12 protein-coding genes are annotated in these 14,009 nt (G+C 71.0%); 4 read left to right on the top strand and 8 right to left on the bottom strand.

Features of this window, described 5'->3' with window-relative positions; all coding sequences use genetic code 11:
• Position 1: 1 nt before the first annotated feature.
• Positions 2–1,144 (bottom strand): PDR/VanB family oxidoreductase, encoded by a 1,143-nt coding sequence (locus BN39_RS04365; RefSeq protein WP_019201140.1) that lies wholly within the window; start codon positions 1,142–1,144, stop codon positions 2–4.
• Positions 1,141–2,037: a metal-dependent hydrolase gene (locus BN39_RS04360; protein WP_019201139.1), complete on the bottom strand. Its 897-nt coding sequence runs from the start codon at positions 2,035–2,037 to the stop codon at positions 1,141–1,143. The genes BN39_RS04365 and BN39_RS04360 overlap by 4 nt, the downstream gene beginning before the upstream one ends.
• 265 nt (positions 2,038–2,302) lie before the next feature.
• Between BN39_RS04360 and BN39_RS04355 the strand changes: the two genes are divergently transcribed.
• The 3 genes from BN39_RS04355 to BN39_RS04345 are packed head-to-tail and all read left to right on the top strand — an operon-like array spanning position 2,303 to position 3,746.
• Entirely contained in the window at positions 2,303–2,686 is a 384-nt protein-coding gene (locus BN39_RS04355; protein ID WP_040766559.1) for a metalloregulator ArsR/SmtB family transcription factor, read from the top strand.
• Positions 2,687–2,689: 3 nt separating this feature from the next.
• Positions 2,690–3,178 carry an SRPBCC domain-containing protein gene (locus BN39_RS04350; protein WP_019201137.1) on the top strand — a complete coding sequence of 163 codons (489 nt, stop codon included), beginning with the start codon at positions 2,690–2,692 and terminating at the stop codon, positions 3,176–3,178.
• A 4-nt stretch (positions 3,179–3,182) separates the two neighbouring features.
• Positions 3,183–3,746, top strand: a complete 564-nt coding sequence (locus tag BN39_RS04345; protein WP_019201136.1) for a dihydrofolate reductase family protein — start codon at positions 3,183–3,185, stop codon at positions 3,744–3,746.
• 54 nt (positions 3,747–3,800) lie between these two features.
• Here BN39_RS04345 and crtI read toward each other — a convergent pair whose 3' ends face one another.
• The gene (crtI, locus tag BN39_RS04340; RefSeq protein WP_019201135.1) at positions 3,801–5,276 is read right to left on the bottom strand and encodes a phytoene desaturase family protein; all 1,476 of its coding nucleotides are present in this window, start codon (positions 5,274–5,276) and stop codon (positions 3,801–3,803) included.
• 19 nt (positions 5,277–5,295) lie between these two features.
• On the bottom strand, positions 5,296–6,333 hold the full coding sequence (locus BN39_RS04335) for a lysylphosphatidylglycerol synthase transmembrane domain-containing protein (RefSeq protein ID WP_019201134.1): 1,038 nt from the start codon (positions 6,331–6,333) through the stop codon (positions 5,296–5,298).
• 98 nt (positions 6,334–6,431) lie between these two features.
• Here BN39_RS04335 and BN39_RS04330 point away from each other — a divergent pair, with 98 nt between their 5' ends.
• The gene (locus tag BN39_RS04330; RefSeq protein WP_019201133.1) at positions 6,432–8,435 is read left to right on the top strand and encodes a heavy metal translocating P-type ATPase; all 2,004 of its coding nucleotides are present in this window, start codon (positions 6,432–6,434) and stop codon (positions 8,433–8,435) included.
• Between the two features lie 48 nt (positions 8,436–8,483).
• Here the strand turns inward: BN39_RS04330 and BN39_RS04325 are convergent, their stop codons facing one another.
• Genes BN39_RS04325 through BN39_RS04310 form a run of 4 tightly spaced genes read right to left on the bottom strand, consistent with a single transcriptional unit; the run spans position 8,484 to position 14,005 of the window.
• Complete coding sequence (locus BN39_RS04325; RefSeq protein WP_019201132.1) at positions 8,484–9,185, bottom strand: class II aldolase/adducin family protein; 702 nt, start codon at positions 9,183–9,185, stop codon at positions 8,484–8,486.
• Positions 9,186–9,219: 34 nt separating this feature from the next.
• Entirely contained in the window at positions 9,220–10,722 is a 1,503-nt protein-coding gene (locus BN39_RS04320; RefSeq protein WP_019201131.1) for an aldehyde dehydrogenase family protein, read from the bottom strand.
• Positions 10,719–11,855 carry an iron-containing alcohol dehydrogenase family protein gene (locus BN39_RS04315; RefSeq protein WP_019201130.1) on the bottom strand — a complete coding sequence of 379 codons (1,137 nt, stop codon included), beginning with the start codon at positions 11,853–11,855 and terminating at the stop codon, positions 10,719–10,721. Before BN39_RS04315 ends, BN39_RS04320 begins: the two co-directional genes overlap by 4 nt.
• A gap of 8 nt (positions 11,856–11,863) precedes the next feature.
• The gene (locus BN39_RS04310) at positions 11,864–14,005 is read right to left on the bottom strand and encodes a hydantoinase B/oxoprolinase family protein (RefSeq protein ID WP_019201129.1); all 2,142 of its coding nucleotides are present in this window, start codon (positions 14,003–14,005) and stop codon (positions 11,864–11,866) included.
• Positions 14,006–14,009: the final 4 nt, after the last annotated feature.

Raw genomic sequence — 14,009 nt, 5'->3', positions numbered from 1 at the left:
CCTAGAGGTCGATGGTCAGGTGGTCGCCGGCGGCGCGGGACACGCAGGTCAGCATCTGGCCCTGGTCCCGCTCGAACGGCGTGAGCGTCTGATCGCGATGGTCGACGAGGCCGTCGGTCACCGTGACCCGGCAGGTCCCGCAGAAGCCCTGCTTGCACGAGTAGGCGGCGTCGGGCTTGCGCTTGAGGACCGCGGCGAGCAGCGTCTCGTCCGCGGCCACGTCGACGGTGATGTCGGACTCGGACAGCGTTGCGGTGAAGGGCTTCCCGTCCACGACCGGTGGGGCCGAGAACCGCTCGTAGTGCAGCTCCACGTCGTTGCGGCCGATGAGGCCGACGCGCAGCGCCTCCAGCATCGGGACGGGGCCGCACGCGTACAGCGCGACCGGGCCGGGCGCGTCGCCGATGAGTACGTCCGGCGTCGGGATGCCGTGCACGTCGTCGGTGCGGATCTCGATCTTGTCGCCGAACCGCTCGACCTCCTCGATGAACGGGATGGTGTCGGTGGACCGGCCGGTGTACAGCATCGACCAGTCCAGGCCGAGGCGCTCCGCGGCGATGAGCATTGGCAGGATCGGCGTGATGCCGATGCCGCCGGCCACGAAACGCAGGTGCTCCGCCGAGGATCCGTGCCCGGGGACGGCCATGGGCATGCCGTTGCGCGGGCCCTTGACGGTCACCGTCGCACCGACGTGCAGCGTCTCGTGCACCTCGACCGAGCCGCCGCCACCGTCGGGGATGCGGCGCACGGCGATGCGGTAGCTACCGGAGTCCGCGGGGTCGCCGCACAGCGAGTACTCGCGCATCCGGCCCGACGGGAGCAGCAGGTCCAGATGGGCACCCGGGGTCCACCGAGGCAGCGGGGTGTCGTCCGCGGAGACGAAAGTCAGTGCCACGACGTCCTTGTCGTGTGCCACGATCTCGCGCGCGACAACCTTGAGGTCCCGGCTGGTGCTGGGCTCCGCGAGGTTGCGGGGCCGCATCAGGTGGGCGAACGCGGGGATCGTCACGCTGAAGAAGCCGTTGGCGATGCGCAGCAACGGGTCCCGCTTCCACCTGCCGTAGAGATGCGGCGGAACCTGGGTGACGGGCTCGCCCCACGGCCGGAACTTGGACGGATAGCGCTCCGACGGGTCCTCGGTCATCCGTTCGCCGCCCGCGCCGCGGGGGAGGTGGCGAGGTAGGCCACGGCCTGGGCCGTCGACCCGATCGAGGCGGGGTCGAAGCTGGGCTTGAAGTAGATCAGCGTGAACTTGATGACGTCGCGCAGCTTGGGAAGGATGTTCTTGCGAGATCCCTTGAGGTACTCCCACCACAGCCGCGGGTACGAGTAACTGAAGCCGGGGTCCTTGCGCAGCATGTATCCCGACGTCCGGTGCAGCGCGAGGATGAGGAACACCACGCCCACGATCATCGCCCGGCAGCGGTGGAAGTAGCTGGGGTCGAAGTAGTTCGCCACGTCGTGGGCAACGCTGCGATGCTCGACCTCTTCGGCGCCGTGCCAGCGACAGATGTCCGCCATGGTCGGGTCGACGTTGTACTCGTCCCAGGCGTTGTTGAGCGCGAACACGCCGAGGATGGCGGTGTAGTGCTCGACGGCGGCGATGAGCCACAGGCGCTGCACCATGTCGTTGTACTGCGCGCGGTCCGAGCGGTAGGTGCGCGGCGCGAGGATCTTGCGGAACACGTACTCGAACTGGCGGGCGACGGGCTCGGTGTCGATGCCGCAGCGGTCCAGGTACTGGGAGAGCGCCTTGTCGTGCGACTCCGCGTGCATGGCCTCCTGGCCGATGAATCCGCGCATGGTGCGCGCGAGGTTCTCGTCCTTCACATAGGGCAGCGCCTCGGTGTAGACCTCGCAGAACCAGCGCTCGCCCTCCGGCAGCACCGAGTGCAGGATGCTGCTGATGATGTCGCTGGCCACGGGCTCGCCCGGGATCCATTCGAGGGGCACGTCCGACCAGTCGAACGTCACGTTGCGGGCGTGGATCTCGACCTCTGCGGGCTCGTGTTCGTGAGCCTTTGCGCGCGAACTCATCGCTGCCGCTCCTTCCGTTGCGTACTTGACATTGAACACCTCAGTGTCAAGTCGGCGCCACCCCGGGTGAGAGTGTCGGGTTTGAAACCTATCACTTTCCTTCACTGGTGCAGAACCTCTTGTGATCCGCGACTCGGCGCCGTAACCTACAACCAAATGGTTGTAGATTGATGCGAGGGATCGCGGGACGGGGAGCGGTGGAGATGCGCACGGCGGCGGTGGCCGGCGAGGTCCGGCGATGACGGGCGGGACGGTCGTCCATGCGATGCCCCAGGAGCAGGTCGACCGCCTCTTCCACGCCCTCGCGGATGGCACTCGGCGGGACATCCTGACCCGGGTGATCGAGCGCGAGCGCTCGGTCTCCGAGCTCGCCCGCGGGTACGAGATGAGCTTCGCCGCGGTGCAGAAGCACGTCGCGGCGCTGGAGAGGGCGGGGATCGTGAGCAAATCACGGCGCGGGCGCGAGGCGATCGTGCGCGCGGAGATGTCCGCCGTCAGCCGCGGGGCGGAACTGCTGCGCGGCTACGAGGAGCTGTGGCGCGGCAGGGTGGCCCGGATGGACGCGCTGCTGGCCGAGCCGGACGGCCCCACGGCCGACGAACACAGCACCACACGACGCACGACACGACGTACGACAACAGAGGAGTGAGACATGCCCGTGCTCAACACCGGTATCGACCGGGACGCCCTGACATTCACCCTCGAGGCGGAGTTCGCCGCCTCGCCCGCGAAGGTGTGGCAGCTGTGGGAGGACCCGCGGCTCCTGGAGAAGTGGTGGGGCCCTCCCGGGTACCCCGCGACCTTCCACCGCCATGAACTGCGCCCGGGCGGATCCTCGCGGTACTACATGACCACCCCCGAGGGCGAGAAGGCGCACGGCTGGTGGGAGACGGACTCCACCGACGCACCGTCGGCGATCACCTTCCGCGACGGATTCTCCGGGGAGGACGGCGAACCCGTCGACCCCGCGGACTGTTCGACGGCGACGGTCGCGATCGCCGGCGCGGGCGCGCGCACGACGATGAGCGTGACGTCGACCTTCCTGTCCGTGGAGCAGCTGGACCGCGTGATGGAGATGGGGATGGCGGAGGGCATGACCCAGGCGATGAACCAGATCGACGCCCTGCTGTCGCAGGAGTAGTGCGATGGCGACCTACACCTACGACGTGTTCATGACACTCGACGGCTACGGGGCGGGCGACGTCGAGGGGTACTGGGGCAAGCAGGGTCCGGAACTACTCGCGCACCGCGCGCTCCAGTACGAGGCCGATCAGCTCATGGTGTTCGGCGCCCGCACGTACCGGGAGATGGCGGCGATCCTGGCCGAATGGTCCGACCCGGACCTCTGGGTCGCGAGGATGTGTGCGCACCCGCTCGTTGTCCCGTCGAAGACTCTGAATCCGGCTGACGTCAACGCCGTGTGGCCGGACACCAGCGTGGTCGCCGAGGACGCCGTGGAACTGGTGACACGGCTGAAGGCGGAGTCCTCGGTGCCGCTGCGGTCGCACGGGAGCGTCGCGATGAACAGGTCGCTGATGGCGGCGGGCCTCGTCGACGTCCTCCAGGTGACCGTGTTCCCGATGATCACCGGCCGAATCGGTGCGGCCCCGGTGTTCCGGCAGTTCGCGGACTTCGACCTCGAGCTCATCGAGTCCCATGTGCTGGACGGCAGGAGTATCGAGCTCCGCTACCGTCCGACCCCGCTCTGAATCCGGCCGGATTCGCAGCGGTTCCGGCGTCGCCCATCCATCCGCGGCTCTAGCTCAGCCGGCGTCGCGCCCGATCCGCTCCGCGGCGAGGCGGCCGGAGATCAGGGCCGGGGGGACGCCGACGCCCGGGTGCGTCATCGACCCCGCGAGAACGGCGTTGGCGATCCCCGGCACCGCCTGGGGGCGGCGCAGCGGCCCCGTCTGGCCCAGGGTGTGCGCCGCCGCGAACGGGGTGCCCGCGGACATGCCCTGCCGGGACCAGTCGGCGGGTGTGTCCACGCGCAGCACCTCCCCGGCGTCGATGCCGCGGTAGCCCCGCGCCGCCAGCACGCCGAGGAAGTCCCGCACGTAATCGGCGCCGATCGAATCCCAATCGAGCGCAGCGGATTCGAGGTTCGGACAGGGCGCCAGAACGGAGACGGGGCCGGCCTCTCCCGTGCTCACCGACGGCCGGGTGACGAGGAACGACGGATCGCTCATCAGCCGCCCGCGCCCCCTCGTCGCGGTGATCTCGGCGAACGTCCGCTCCCACGCCGCGCCGAAGTCGAGGGTGTGGTGCGCCCGGGTGGGCCACTGCTGCTGCAGGTCCGGATCCGCGTCGAGGTGCACGACCACCGCCGACGGCGAGTGCCGCACGCGGCGCCGCGGCGGGCGTCCACCGAGCGGGGCCAGCAGCCGGTCGGCGACGGGCGAGTCCGCCGTGACCACCACCCCGTCGAACGCCAGCCGCTCCGCACCTGCGGCGGACCGGCACCGCAGGCCCGTGACCCGGCCCCGTCGCCCGTCCAACCCGATGACGTCGTGCCCCAGCAGCACCTCGCCGCCCGCGCGCCGGACCTGCTCGGCCATGACCTCGGCGACCCGACCCATCCCGGCACGCGGGTACCAGACACCGAGCCCCACGTCCATGTGCGAGATCACGGCGTACACGGCGCGGGCGGCGGAGGGAGACACGCCGGCGTAGAGCGCTTGGAAGGTGAGCATCCGCCGCGCCCGCACGTCGTCGACCCGCCGATCCACCTGCCGCTGCATCGAACTCAGTGCTCCGAGCCGGACGATCCGGCCCAGAGCCGCGAGGTCGCGGGGGTTGGCGTAGGAGCCCCACGCCGCGTCGCCCGCGATGAACCGCGGGTAGGCGGCGTCGAACATCGCGCGCTGCCACGTGGCGTGCTCCGGGGTGTCCAGGTCGTCCGGGACGTGCAGCACGCTCGGCTCCGGGTGTCCGGGGAGGGCGGGGAAGCGGCCGGCGTACGCGGGCCGCACCGGAAGCAGGTCCAGGGCCGCCGCCGCGGCGGCGCGGTGGAGGCCGCCGGCGGCGAGGGCGTCGAACGCGAGCTCCGGCATCGTGAGCACGCTGGCGCCGGGGTCCACCGGGTGCTCCCGGCCGTCCGCGCCGCGCACCGTCGCACTACCCGCTCTGCCGCCCGGGCGGCCGTCCCGGTCCACGACGGTCACGCGGTGCCCCGCGCCGATCAGATGCAGCGCCGCCGAGAGGCCCGACAGTCCCGCCCCGATGATCCCGATGTGCACCCGTCGAGTCTAGGAGAGCCTACGAATCCGCCTCATCGCGCGACACCCGGAAGCTCAGCGAGTTCCGGTACGCGACGAAGAACACCACCCAGCCCACCACGACCACCAGGAAGTAGCTGACCAGCCGGTAGATGAAGGTGGCCGAGATCGCCACGCTGAAAGGCATGCCCGCCCAGGTGAGCGCCGTGATCAGCGCGGGCTCCACGAGCCCGAGACCGCCCGGGACGGGGCTGATGCTGTTGACCGCCTTGGACGCCGCGTACGCGACGCACAACGCGGCGAGGCCGGGATGCGCGCCCACCGCGTAACAGGCGAATGCGAGGCACATCACGTCCGCGACCCAATTCAGCAGCGACCACGCGATGGCCGTGGCGGCGGTGCGGCGCGACATCCGCACGGAACCGAGCTGGTCCAGCGTCTCCCGCCACTTGTCGACGCCCTTGTCCTCCTCCTTGCCCCGCATCCGGTTGAGGATGTGCAGCACCCGCGTGCCGACGGCCTCGAAACCGTCGGGCCGCGTGGAGATGTACTGCGCCGCGGCGAAGAACACGATCAGCAGGCCGACGGAGAACACCATCGAGAACGGACTCGTCTTCGCCCCCGCCGCAAGGGTTCCCACGACGCCCAGCACCGCGAGGCCCGCGGACATGAGGAGGCCGCTCATCACGATCTGCCACGCCGCGACCACGTTGGTCGCGCCCCACTGCCTCGTGCGCTGGAACACCAGCGTGGGCGCGAGCACCTGGCCGCCCGGGAAGGACTGCGACACCGAGTTCGACGCGAACTGCAGCCCCAGCGTCTGGACCTGGTTGCAGCGGACGCCGGCCGACTGCAGCAGCACGCGGGACACCTGCGCATAGGAGTCGAACGACACCATCACCGCGAGGACGCAGGCCGCGAACCAGCCCCAGTGCATGTCGCCGAGTTCCCGGAAGGAGGCGCTGAGTCGCGGCCACGCGATCACCGCCTCGACCGCGAGAACGGCTGCGAGGATCGCGAGGAGCAGCGGCCGGAGCCACGGGTACCGGCGCCGGGGTCGCTGGTCGCCGTCGTTCATCGCCGCGAACGTAACACGGGAGTCGGTCGTTACCGGGCATCCCGGCCGTCGAAATCAACATATTGCAATTAATGCATGTGTTGGCTAGCGTGAGTGGCATGAGCGCAGAACACGACCACGACTCCGGCCACTCGGCGCGCTGGGAGATCGGCTTCGCCATCGCCTCCGGCGTCACCTACGCGTCCGGAATGATCGCCGAGTACGCCCTCGGGCAGCCGTCCGTCGCGACGTTCTTCTTCCTCGCGACCTACTTCTTCGGCGGCTGGTTCACCATTCGGTCCGCCGTGAAGTCCACCCTCGCGGGGAAGTTCGAGGTGGACTTCCTCATGCTCGTCGCTGCGATCGGCGCCGCGTCGATCGGTCGCTTCGCCGAGGGCGCCGTGTTGCTGTTCCTGTTCAGCCTCGGCCACGCCCTTGAGGAGTTCGCGCTGGCCAGGGCGTCGAAATCGATCGAAGCCCTGGCCGGGCTCGCGCCGCGCAGCGCGGAGGTGCACATCGGCGGACCGTCGACCCTGGCCGGCGAGTTCGCCGAGCGGCCCATCGATCGGGTCGAGGTCGGCGACCTCGTCCTCATCCGCCCCAACGCGCGGGTGAGCGCCGACGGTGTGGTCGTGGACGGTCGCTCCGCGATCGACCAGAGCGCGGTGACCGGCGAGTCCATGCCGGTGGAGAAGGAGCCCGCCGACGGCCCCCGCCCCCTCGACGAGAACAAGGTGTTCGCCGGCACCGTCAACGGCTCGGGCGCCCTCGTGGTGCGCGCCGTTGCCCGCGCCGAGGACTCCACGCTGAGCAAGGTGGTCGAGCTGGTCGCGTCCACCGACCAGGCGAAATCGCCCACCCAGCGCTTCCTCGACCGGTTCCAGCGGATCTACGTGCCCGCGGTCATCGCCTTCGTGATCGGGGTGTACCTGGTGGGGCAGTTCGTGCTCGGCAAGGAGTTCGCCGACGCCTTCTACCTCGCGATGGCGGTGCTCGTGGCCGCGAGCCCGTGCGCCCTCGCGCTCGCCACCCCGTCGGCCGTACTGGCCGGGGTGGCCCGCGCCGCCCGCGCCGGCGTGCTGGTCAAGGGCGGCGCGCCGCTGGAGACGCTGGGCCGGGTGGAGTCCATCGCGTTCGACAAGACGGGCACCCTGACGTGGGGCGAGCCGCACGTCACGGACACCGTCGCCGCGCCGGATGTGGAGCTCGACGAGCTGCTCTCGACCACCCTCGCCGTCGAGCGGCTCTCGGACCACCCGCTGGCCACCGCCATCGCCGAGGGCGTCGCCGCCCGCACGTCGACCGTCCTCACCGCCACCGACCTGCAGGCCGTCACGGGCCGCGGCGTCCGCGCCCTCATCGACGGAGAGCAGGTGGAGATCGGCAACGAGCGGCTGTTCACCGACGCCGGGATCGTGCCCGACGGTGCCGTGGCCGCCGACATCGAGCGCCTCCAGGCCGGCGGCCGGACTCTCATGATCGTGCGCCGCGCCGGGCAGTTCCTCGGCGTGATCGGCGTGATGGACACACCCCGCCGGGAGGCCGTCGAGGTGCTCGGCCGGCTGCGCGAGTCCGGGGTGAGCGACATCGTCATGATCTCGGGCGACCACCAGCAGGTGGCCGAGGCCGTGGGCCGCGAGGTGGGCGTCGACCGTGCCCTGGGCGGCCTCCTGCCCGAGGACAAGGTGACGGAGATCCGGGGCCTGTCCGGAACGGACGCCCGACGGTGCGCCATGGTCGGCGACGGGGTGAACGACGCGCCCGCGATGGCGCAGGCGGACGTGGGCATCGCGATGGGCGCCGCCGGATCCGCCGTCGCGCTGGATACCGCGGACGTGGCCCTGATGAGCGACGACCTGGGGCGCCTGCCGTTCGCGGTGCGGCTGAGCCGGCGGACCAGCCGGATCATCCGGCAGAACCTGATCGCCGCGCTCGGGATCGTGGTGTTCCTCGTGATCGTGACCTTCCTCGGCATGCCGATGGGCCCGGTCGTGTTCATCCACGAGGGCTCCACGCTGATCGTGGTGGCGAACGCCCTCCGGCTGCTCCGCTTCGACGTGGGCCGCGAGCACGACGGGGTGGAGCACGAGCTGCGCCCGGACAAGGTCGCCGCCGCTGCCTGAGGGGTGCGGAATTCGCCGGTACGCCGCCCGTGGGCGGCGTACCGGCGGCTACGCCCGGACGTCGTCGAGGTTGCGCGCGAGGTAGTCCCACACCTGGTGCTGCGCCTCCGGCGGATAGATGTGCTCGCGCTTGGCGAGCGACTCCTCGGGGCCCGACCAGCTCGGCGATCCGCCGTACCCGAGCGTGGTGAGCTGCTGTTCGCACGCCCGCTCGAGGATCACCGCGGCCACGGTGGCCGTCTCGAGATCGGGCCCCACGGTGACGATCCCGTGGTTCACCAGGAACAGGGCCTGCGCGTCGCCCAGGTCCGCCGCGACCCCGCGGCCCAGATCCCGGGTGAGGATCAGGTCGGCGGTCCGGGTGAAGCGCGGGACGCCTCTCCCGGCGAAGTAGTTCGCCTCGTGGCTCACGGGCAACAGCTCCGCGCCCGCCGCCGCGAGTGCGACCGCGTGCCGGCTGTGCACGTGCACCACGCCGCCCACGTCCGGCCGCGCCGCCATCACCTCGGTGTGGATCGGGAACTCGCTGTGGCGCCGGCCGCCCCCCTCGAGCACCTCGCCCTGGGGGGAGACGAGGTGCACGCGTTCGCGGGTGATCTCCTCCAACCCGTAGGAGGCCTGCTTGAGCCACACCCCGCGGCCGTCGGGGTCCCGGACACTGACGTGTCCCCAGATGAGGTCGCCGGCCCCCGTCGCCGCCATGATGCGGGAGGAGGTGGCCACCGTCTCCCGCGGATCCTTCTCGGTCATCGTGTACTCCGATCGTTCAGTGCGAGTGCGGCGGTCATCGGAACATCACGTTGATGACCTTCTCCTCCGTGTAGCTGAGGAGCTCTTCCAGGCACTCCTCCTTGCCGCCGACGCCCGACCCCTTGACGCCCCCGTACGGGACGTTGGGGAAGTGCGTCGACGAACCGTTGATCCAGGTGTGCCCCGCCTCGAAGTCGCGAGCCACCCGGTGGGCGCGATCCAGGTCGCGCGTCCAGACGCTCGCCGTGAGGCCGTAATCCACCGAGTTCGCGATGGCGACGGCCTCGGCCTCGGTGTCGAAGGGGATCACCGAGAGAACCGGGCCGAACACCTCCTCCCGCGCGATCCGGGACGCCGGATCGACGTCGGCGAAGACGGTGGGGGACACGAAGTACCCGGTGTCGAAACCGTCACCCGCCGGGCGGCCGCCGCCGGTCACCAGGCGCGCCCCCTCCGAACGCGCGACGTCGATGTACGCGAGCGACTTCTCGTACTGGGCGCGGTTGATCATCGTGCCTTGTTCGCTGGCCTCGTCCAGTGGATCGCCGATCCTCCGCGCCTGCACCAGCGCGGCGACGCGCTCCACCACGGCTTCGTAGATCGAGCGCTGCACGAGCAGGCGGGAATTGGAGCCGCAGGACTGCCCCGACCAGGTGAAGTTCATCCCGAACACGGCGCCGGCCGCCGCCGCGTCCACATCGCTGTCCTCGAACACGACCATGGCGTTCTTGCCGCCCAGCTCCAGCGTCACGTGCTTGACGGCGGATTCCGCGGCGGCGCGCTGGATGGCGCGTCCCGTGGGTTCCGATCCGATGAACCCGATGCGGCGGACCGCGCGATGCCGCACCAGCCGGTCGGGGGGCGCGGGGCCGTCGCCCACCACGATGTTGACGACGCCGGGAGGGAACACCTCGGCCGCGAGTTCGGCGAGCCGCAGGGTCGACAGCGGCGCGGCCTCCGGTGGCTTGCCGACCACGGGATTGCCCGCGATCAGCGGCGCCGCCATCCGGCAGGCGAACATGAGCGGGTGGTTGTACGGCCAGATCTTGGCGACCACGCCCACCGGTTCACGGACGGTCAGGTGGAGCGCGTCGGATGCGGGGATCGTCTGTCCCTTCATCTCCAGCGCGAACCCGGCGAACATGCGCATCTGCTGCAGGGCGATCTCGACGTCGAAGCGCGCGTTGCTGATCGGCGAGCCGGCGTCCACGCAGTCGAGGAACGCGAGTTCGTCGGCGTGCGCCTCGACGAGGTCGGCGAAGCGGAGGACCAGGGCGGCCCGCTCGGTGGCGGGTGTCGCGCGCCAGGGTCCGCGTGCCGCCGTCGCGGCGTCCACGGCGGCGTCGACGTCGCTCACCGCGGCGTCCGGGACGCGGGCGATCGGCTCCTCGGTGAACGGATCGAACGTGGTGAAGGTGGCACCGTCGCCGGCGGGGCGGAGCTCGCCACCGATGAGCAATCGCCACGGGCGCTCGGCGAGGTCGGCGATGCGGCTCGCGTGGGCGGCGTGGCCGCCGGGGGTGCGGGTGGTGGTCATCTCGGTTCCTCCTCGGTGAACGGTGCGGCCGGCGCATCGACGGCGGCGGACAGCAGAGCGTGCAGGTCGCGGTCCGTGACGTCGCGACGGTTGTTGGTGCGGAAGGGGTGGCCGCTGCTCGCGGCGACCATGGAATCGAGCTCGTCGGCGCCCATCACGGAGGGGGCGAAGACGGGCCGGAACGCGAGTTCCTCGTACAGCCGGGGGAGCCGGTCGATGAGCTCCGCGGCCTCGGCGGACACCGTGCCGCGGTTGAGTTCCGCGACCCGGGGTAGCAGGACCCCGTTCTGCAGGCCGTGCGCGAGCGGGATCCGTACGGACGACGAGAGTGCGTGCACCAGGCCGAGTCCGCTGTTGCCGCAGGCCAGGTTGGCCGCGGTACTGGCCTCCAGCAGCCGTTGCAGCACGTCGTCGTTCGCGCCGCCGGCGTTGGCGCCGTGACAGCCGGCCACGGCGGCGGGCAGGGTGTCCAGGATGTCCCGAGCCGCGCGGACCCCGAGGGCCTCGGTGAACACCGTCGCCCCTCGCGCCCAGAGGGATTCGAGCGCGTGCGTGAGCGCGTCCAGGCCCGCGTACAGCATCGGCGTGCGCGGCAGCCCGCGGAGCACGGCGGCATCGAGGACGGCGGTGCGGGGTTCGCACCCCGGGCCGCGGACGATGATCTCCCGCTCGCGGCCGGGTTCGTGCAGGACGAGTGCGTTCGACACCTCGCTTCCGCTGCCCGCGGTCGTGGGCACCGCGACGGTCGGCGCCGCCGGATGCGGAACCCGTCCGGCACCTTCGTATTCGAGGATCGGGCCGTTGTTGGCCAGCAGGATCGCGACCGCCTTCGCGGCGCCGAGGCCCGAGCCGCCGCCGACGGCGAGCACGCTGCGGCACGACGCCTCGCGGGCGGTCGCGGCCGCCGCCTCGACGGCCGCGACGTCCGGATCGGGGGCGACGAGAACCGTCGCGCCGATGCGGTCGGACGGGACGGTGCGCAGGATCTCGGAGAGCACGCCCACGTCGGCCAGGCCGGCGTCGGCGACCACGGCGGCCGGGCCCGGGAGGGTCGCCAGTTCGGCACCGAGCCGTCCGAGCGATCCGGTGCCCGCGACGATCCGGGTCGGGGCGCAGAATATTCCGACGGACATCCCCGCCCCTACCGCAGTTCGATCGTCTGGACGTCGGGCGCGCCGATCCGGGCGACCGCGGTGTCCAGCAGTGTGCCGCACCCGGGACACGCGTACTCGCGGAGCTCGAGTCCTCGGTGCAGTCGGATGTACCGCCCGTGCGCGCCGGGTTCGACGGTGCGCCTCGTGGTCCCGGCGAGCCAGTCGGCCGCGCCGCCGAGTCCGTGCCCGCAGCGGCAACGGATCGCGCCGCCATCCGCGCGGACCATCGCCGGCCCGATCTCCTGGCCCGCGGGTTCGGCGGGCGATCGCTCGGCGCCGCTGGAACGCGCGGTCCGGATCCGTTCGCGCCGTGCGGAGGTCGCGGCCTCGTCGATTCCGTCGTCGGCGAGCACGACGCCGTACAGCTCCGCCGCCGCCTCTGCGCTGACGTAGCCGTGCGCCACGTCCGTTGCCACCGACCGCGGGTCGCGGGTGGTCGGATCGCCGTAGCCCCCGCCGCCCTGGAAGCTGTACGCGAGCGTGTCGCCCTGCCGCAGCTCCAGGAATCCGGGTTTGGCGCCCAGCACCCGGACGTCGTCCCGCTCGGCGAGGTCGTCGACCGAGGAGACCCGGCCGACGGGGGTCGCACCGTCGGAGGGCAGGAGCTGGTTCCTGTTGCAGGAGCCCTCCAGTCCGCCGAAAAGGCCGACGCTGTTGGGGACCTCGACGCCGTGCCCCACGATCATCGCGGTGAGGGCGTCGGTGTCGTGCGGGGTGATGCCGAGGCCCACGGTGCAGCCGCCCCGGTACCGCCCGGCGCCACCGGTGTCGGTGAGGACGGACCGGTACAGGAACAGGATCGGACCGTTCGCCTCGTGGCTCTCGACGTTCGTGATCGCCGGCCGCGGGACGCAGAAGTCCCCGGATCCGTTGAGGCCGTCGTGGTCCCGGTAGGCGCCCCCGCCGCCGGCCGTCGAGTCGAGGAGGAAGTTCCCGTACTGGCCTCCGTCGCGGTCCAGGCCGTTGAGGACGAGCGCCGTCATCGATCCCTTCGTCACCGCGGCCGCGTCGGCGGCGGTGAGGGGCGAGGTCGAGGCGAGCCGGGACAGCGCCGCGAGTGCGACGTTCTGTACGACCCAGATCGCGGAGATGGTGGCGGACGACACCGGGGCGGGCCAGGTCGCGTTGCAGATGACGCCCTCGGGTGCGGTGATGGTCAAGGGGCGGAACAGACCCTCGTTCCAACTGATCCGGGGAGCGAGGGTGGGGAGAAGTGCGGTGAACACGCCCGCGACGAGCCCTGACCGGGTGCAGTTGACGAATCCGGGGGCCTGGGGATCGGTTCCGGTGAAGTCGAAGTCGAGGGTGTCGCCCTCCTTGGTGACCGTGAGGCGGAACTCGTAGAGCTCGTCGGTGTGCCCGTCGTGTTCGAGGTAGTCCACGGCCCGGAAGACCCCGTCGGGCAGCTGCCGCAGGCGATCCCGGAGTTGTTCCTCGGCGTGGTCGATCTCGAGGTGCATGACGGTGAGGACCACGTCGAGGCCGTACCGCTCGAAGAGCTCGCCCAGCCGACGCGCGGCCACCTGGTTCGCGGCGATCATCGCCTTGAGGTCGAGGCCGACCGCCATCGGCATCCGGGTCATGCCCATGACCATGTCCCAGAGGTCGCCGCGGATCTCGTGGTTCTCCACGATCTTCACGCCGGACAGCAGCATGGCCTCCTGCTGGATCTCGGTGGCGCCGAAGGCCCAGCTGCCGAAGTTCAGGCCGCCCACGTCGATCTGGTGCGCGCACGCGCCGACCCAGGCGACGCGCTCGCCGTCGTGGAAGACGGGCGCGACGATCGACACGTCCTGTTGGTGCAGGGCGCCCTTGTAGGGGTTGTTGAGGATGAACATGTCGCCCTCGGCGATGCCGGGGTTCTCCGACCGGTCCGAGATGATGTTGCGCACTACGCTCGCCATCGATCCGGAGTGGAACAGGACCTGCGGACCCATCGTGACGATGGAGCCGTCCGCGAGGTAGGTGCCGACGTTGAAGTCCGTCGCGTCGGTGACGACGGGAGATCCGGAGACCGACTTCAGGGTGATCGCCTGCTCCTCGGTGATCGCCGAGAGCCGGTTGCGGATGACCTCGAAGCTGATGGGATCGACGCCGGCGGGGGCCGCGGTGAGGGTGTCTGTGCTCATGATT

The sequence above is a fragment of the Tsukamurella sp. 1534 genome, assembly GCF_000312385.1.
Classification (GTDB): Bacteria; Actinomycetota; Actinomycetes; order Mycobacteriales; family Mycobacteriaceae; genus Tsukamurella.
The sequence above is the reverse complement of the archived record's forward strand: the minus strand, read 5'-3'. Positions and strand labels throughout refer to the sequence as shown.

Coding starts and splice junctions, on each gene's coding strand:
- BN39_RS04365 (WP_019201140.1), bottom strand. CDS start 1,144: ATGACCGAGGACCCGTCGGAGCGCTATCCGTCCAAGTTCCGGCCGTGG.
- BN39_RS04360 (WP_019201139.1), bottom strand. CDS start 2,037: ATGAGTTCGCGCGCAAAGGCTCACGAACACGAGCCCGCAGAGGTCGAG.
- BN39_RS04355 (WP_040766559.1), top strand. CDS start 2,303: ATGCCCCAGGAGCAGGTCGACCGCCTCTTCCACGCCCTCGCGGATGGC.
- BN39_RS04350 (WP_019201137.1), top strand. CDS start 2,690: ATGCCCGTGCTCAACACCGGTATCGACCGGGACGCCCTGACATTCACC.
- BN39_RS04345 (WP_019201136.1), top strand. CDS start 3,183: ATGGCGACCTACACCTACGACGTGTTCATGACACTCGACGGCTACGGG.
- BN39_RS04335 (WP_019201134.1), bottom strand. CDS start 6,333: ATGAACGACGGCGACCAGCGACCCCGGCGCCGGTACCCGTGGCTCCGG.
- BN39_RS04330 (WP_019201133.1), top strand. CDS start 6,432: ATGAGCGCAGAACACGACCACGACTCCGGCCACTCGGCGCGCTGGGAG.
- BN39_RS04325 (WP_019201132.1), bottom strand. CDS start 9,185: ATGACCGAGAAGGATCCGCGGGAGACGGTGGCCACCTCCTCCCGCATC.
- BN39_RS04320 (WP_019201131.1), bottom strand. CDS start 10,722: ATGACCACCACCCGCACCCCCGGCGGCCACGCCGCCCACGCGAGCCGC.
- BN39_RS04315 (WP_019201130.1), bottom strand. CDS start 11,855: ATGTCCGTCGGAATATTCTGCGCCCCGACCCGGATCGTCGCGGGCACC.
- BN39_RS04310 (WP_019201129.1), bottom strand. CDS start 14,005: ATGAGCACAGACACCCTCACCGCGGCCCCCGCCGGCGTCGATCCCATC.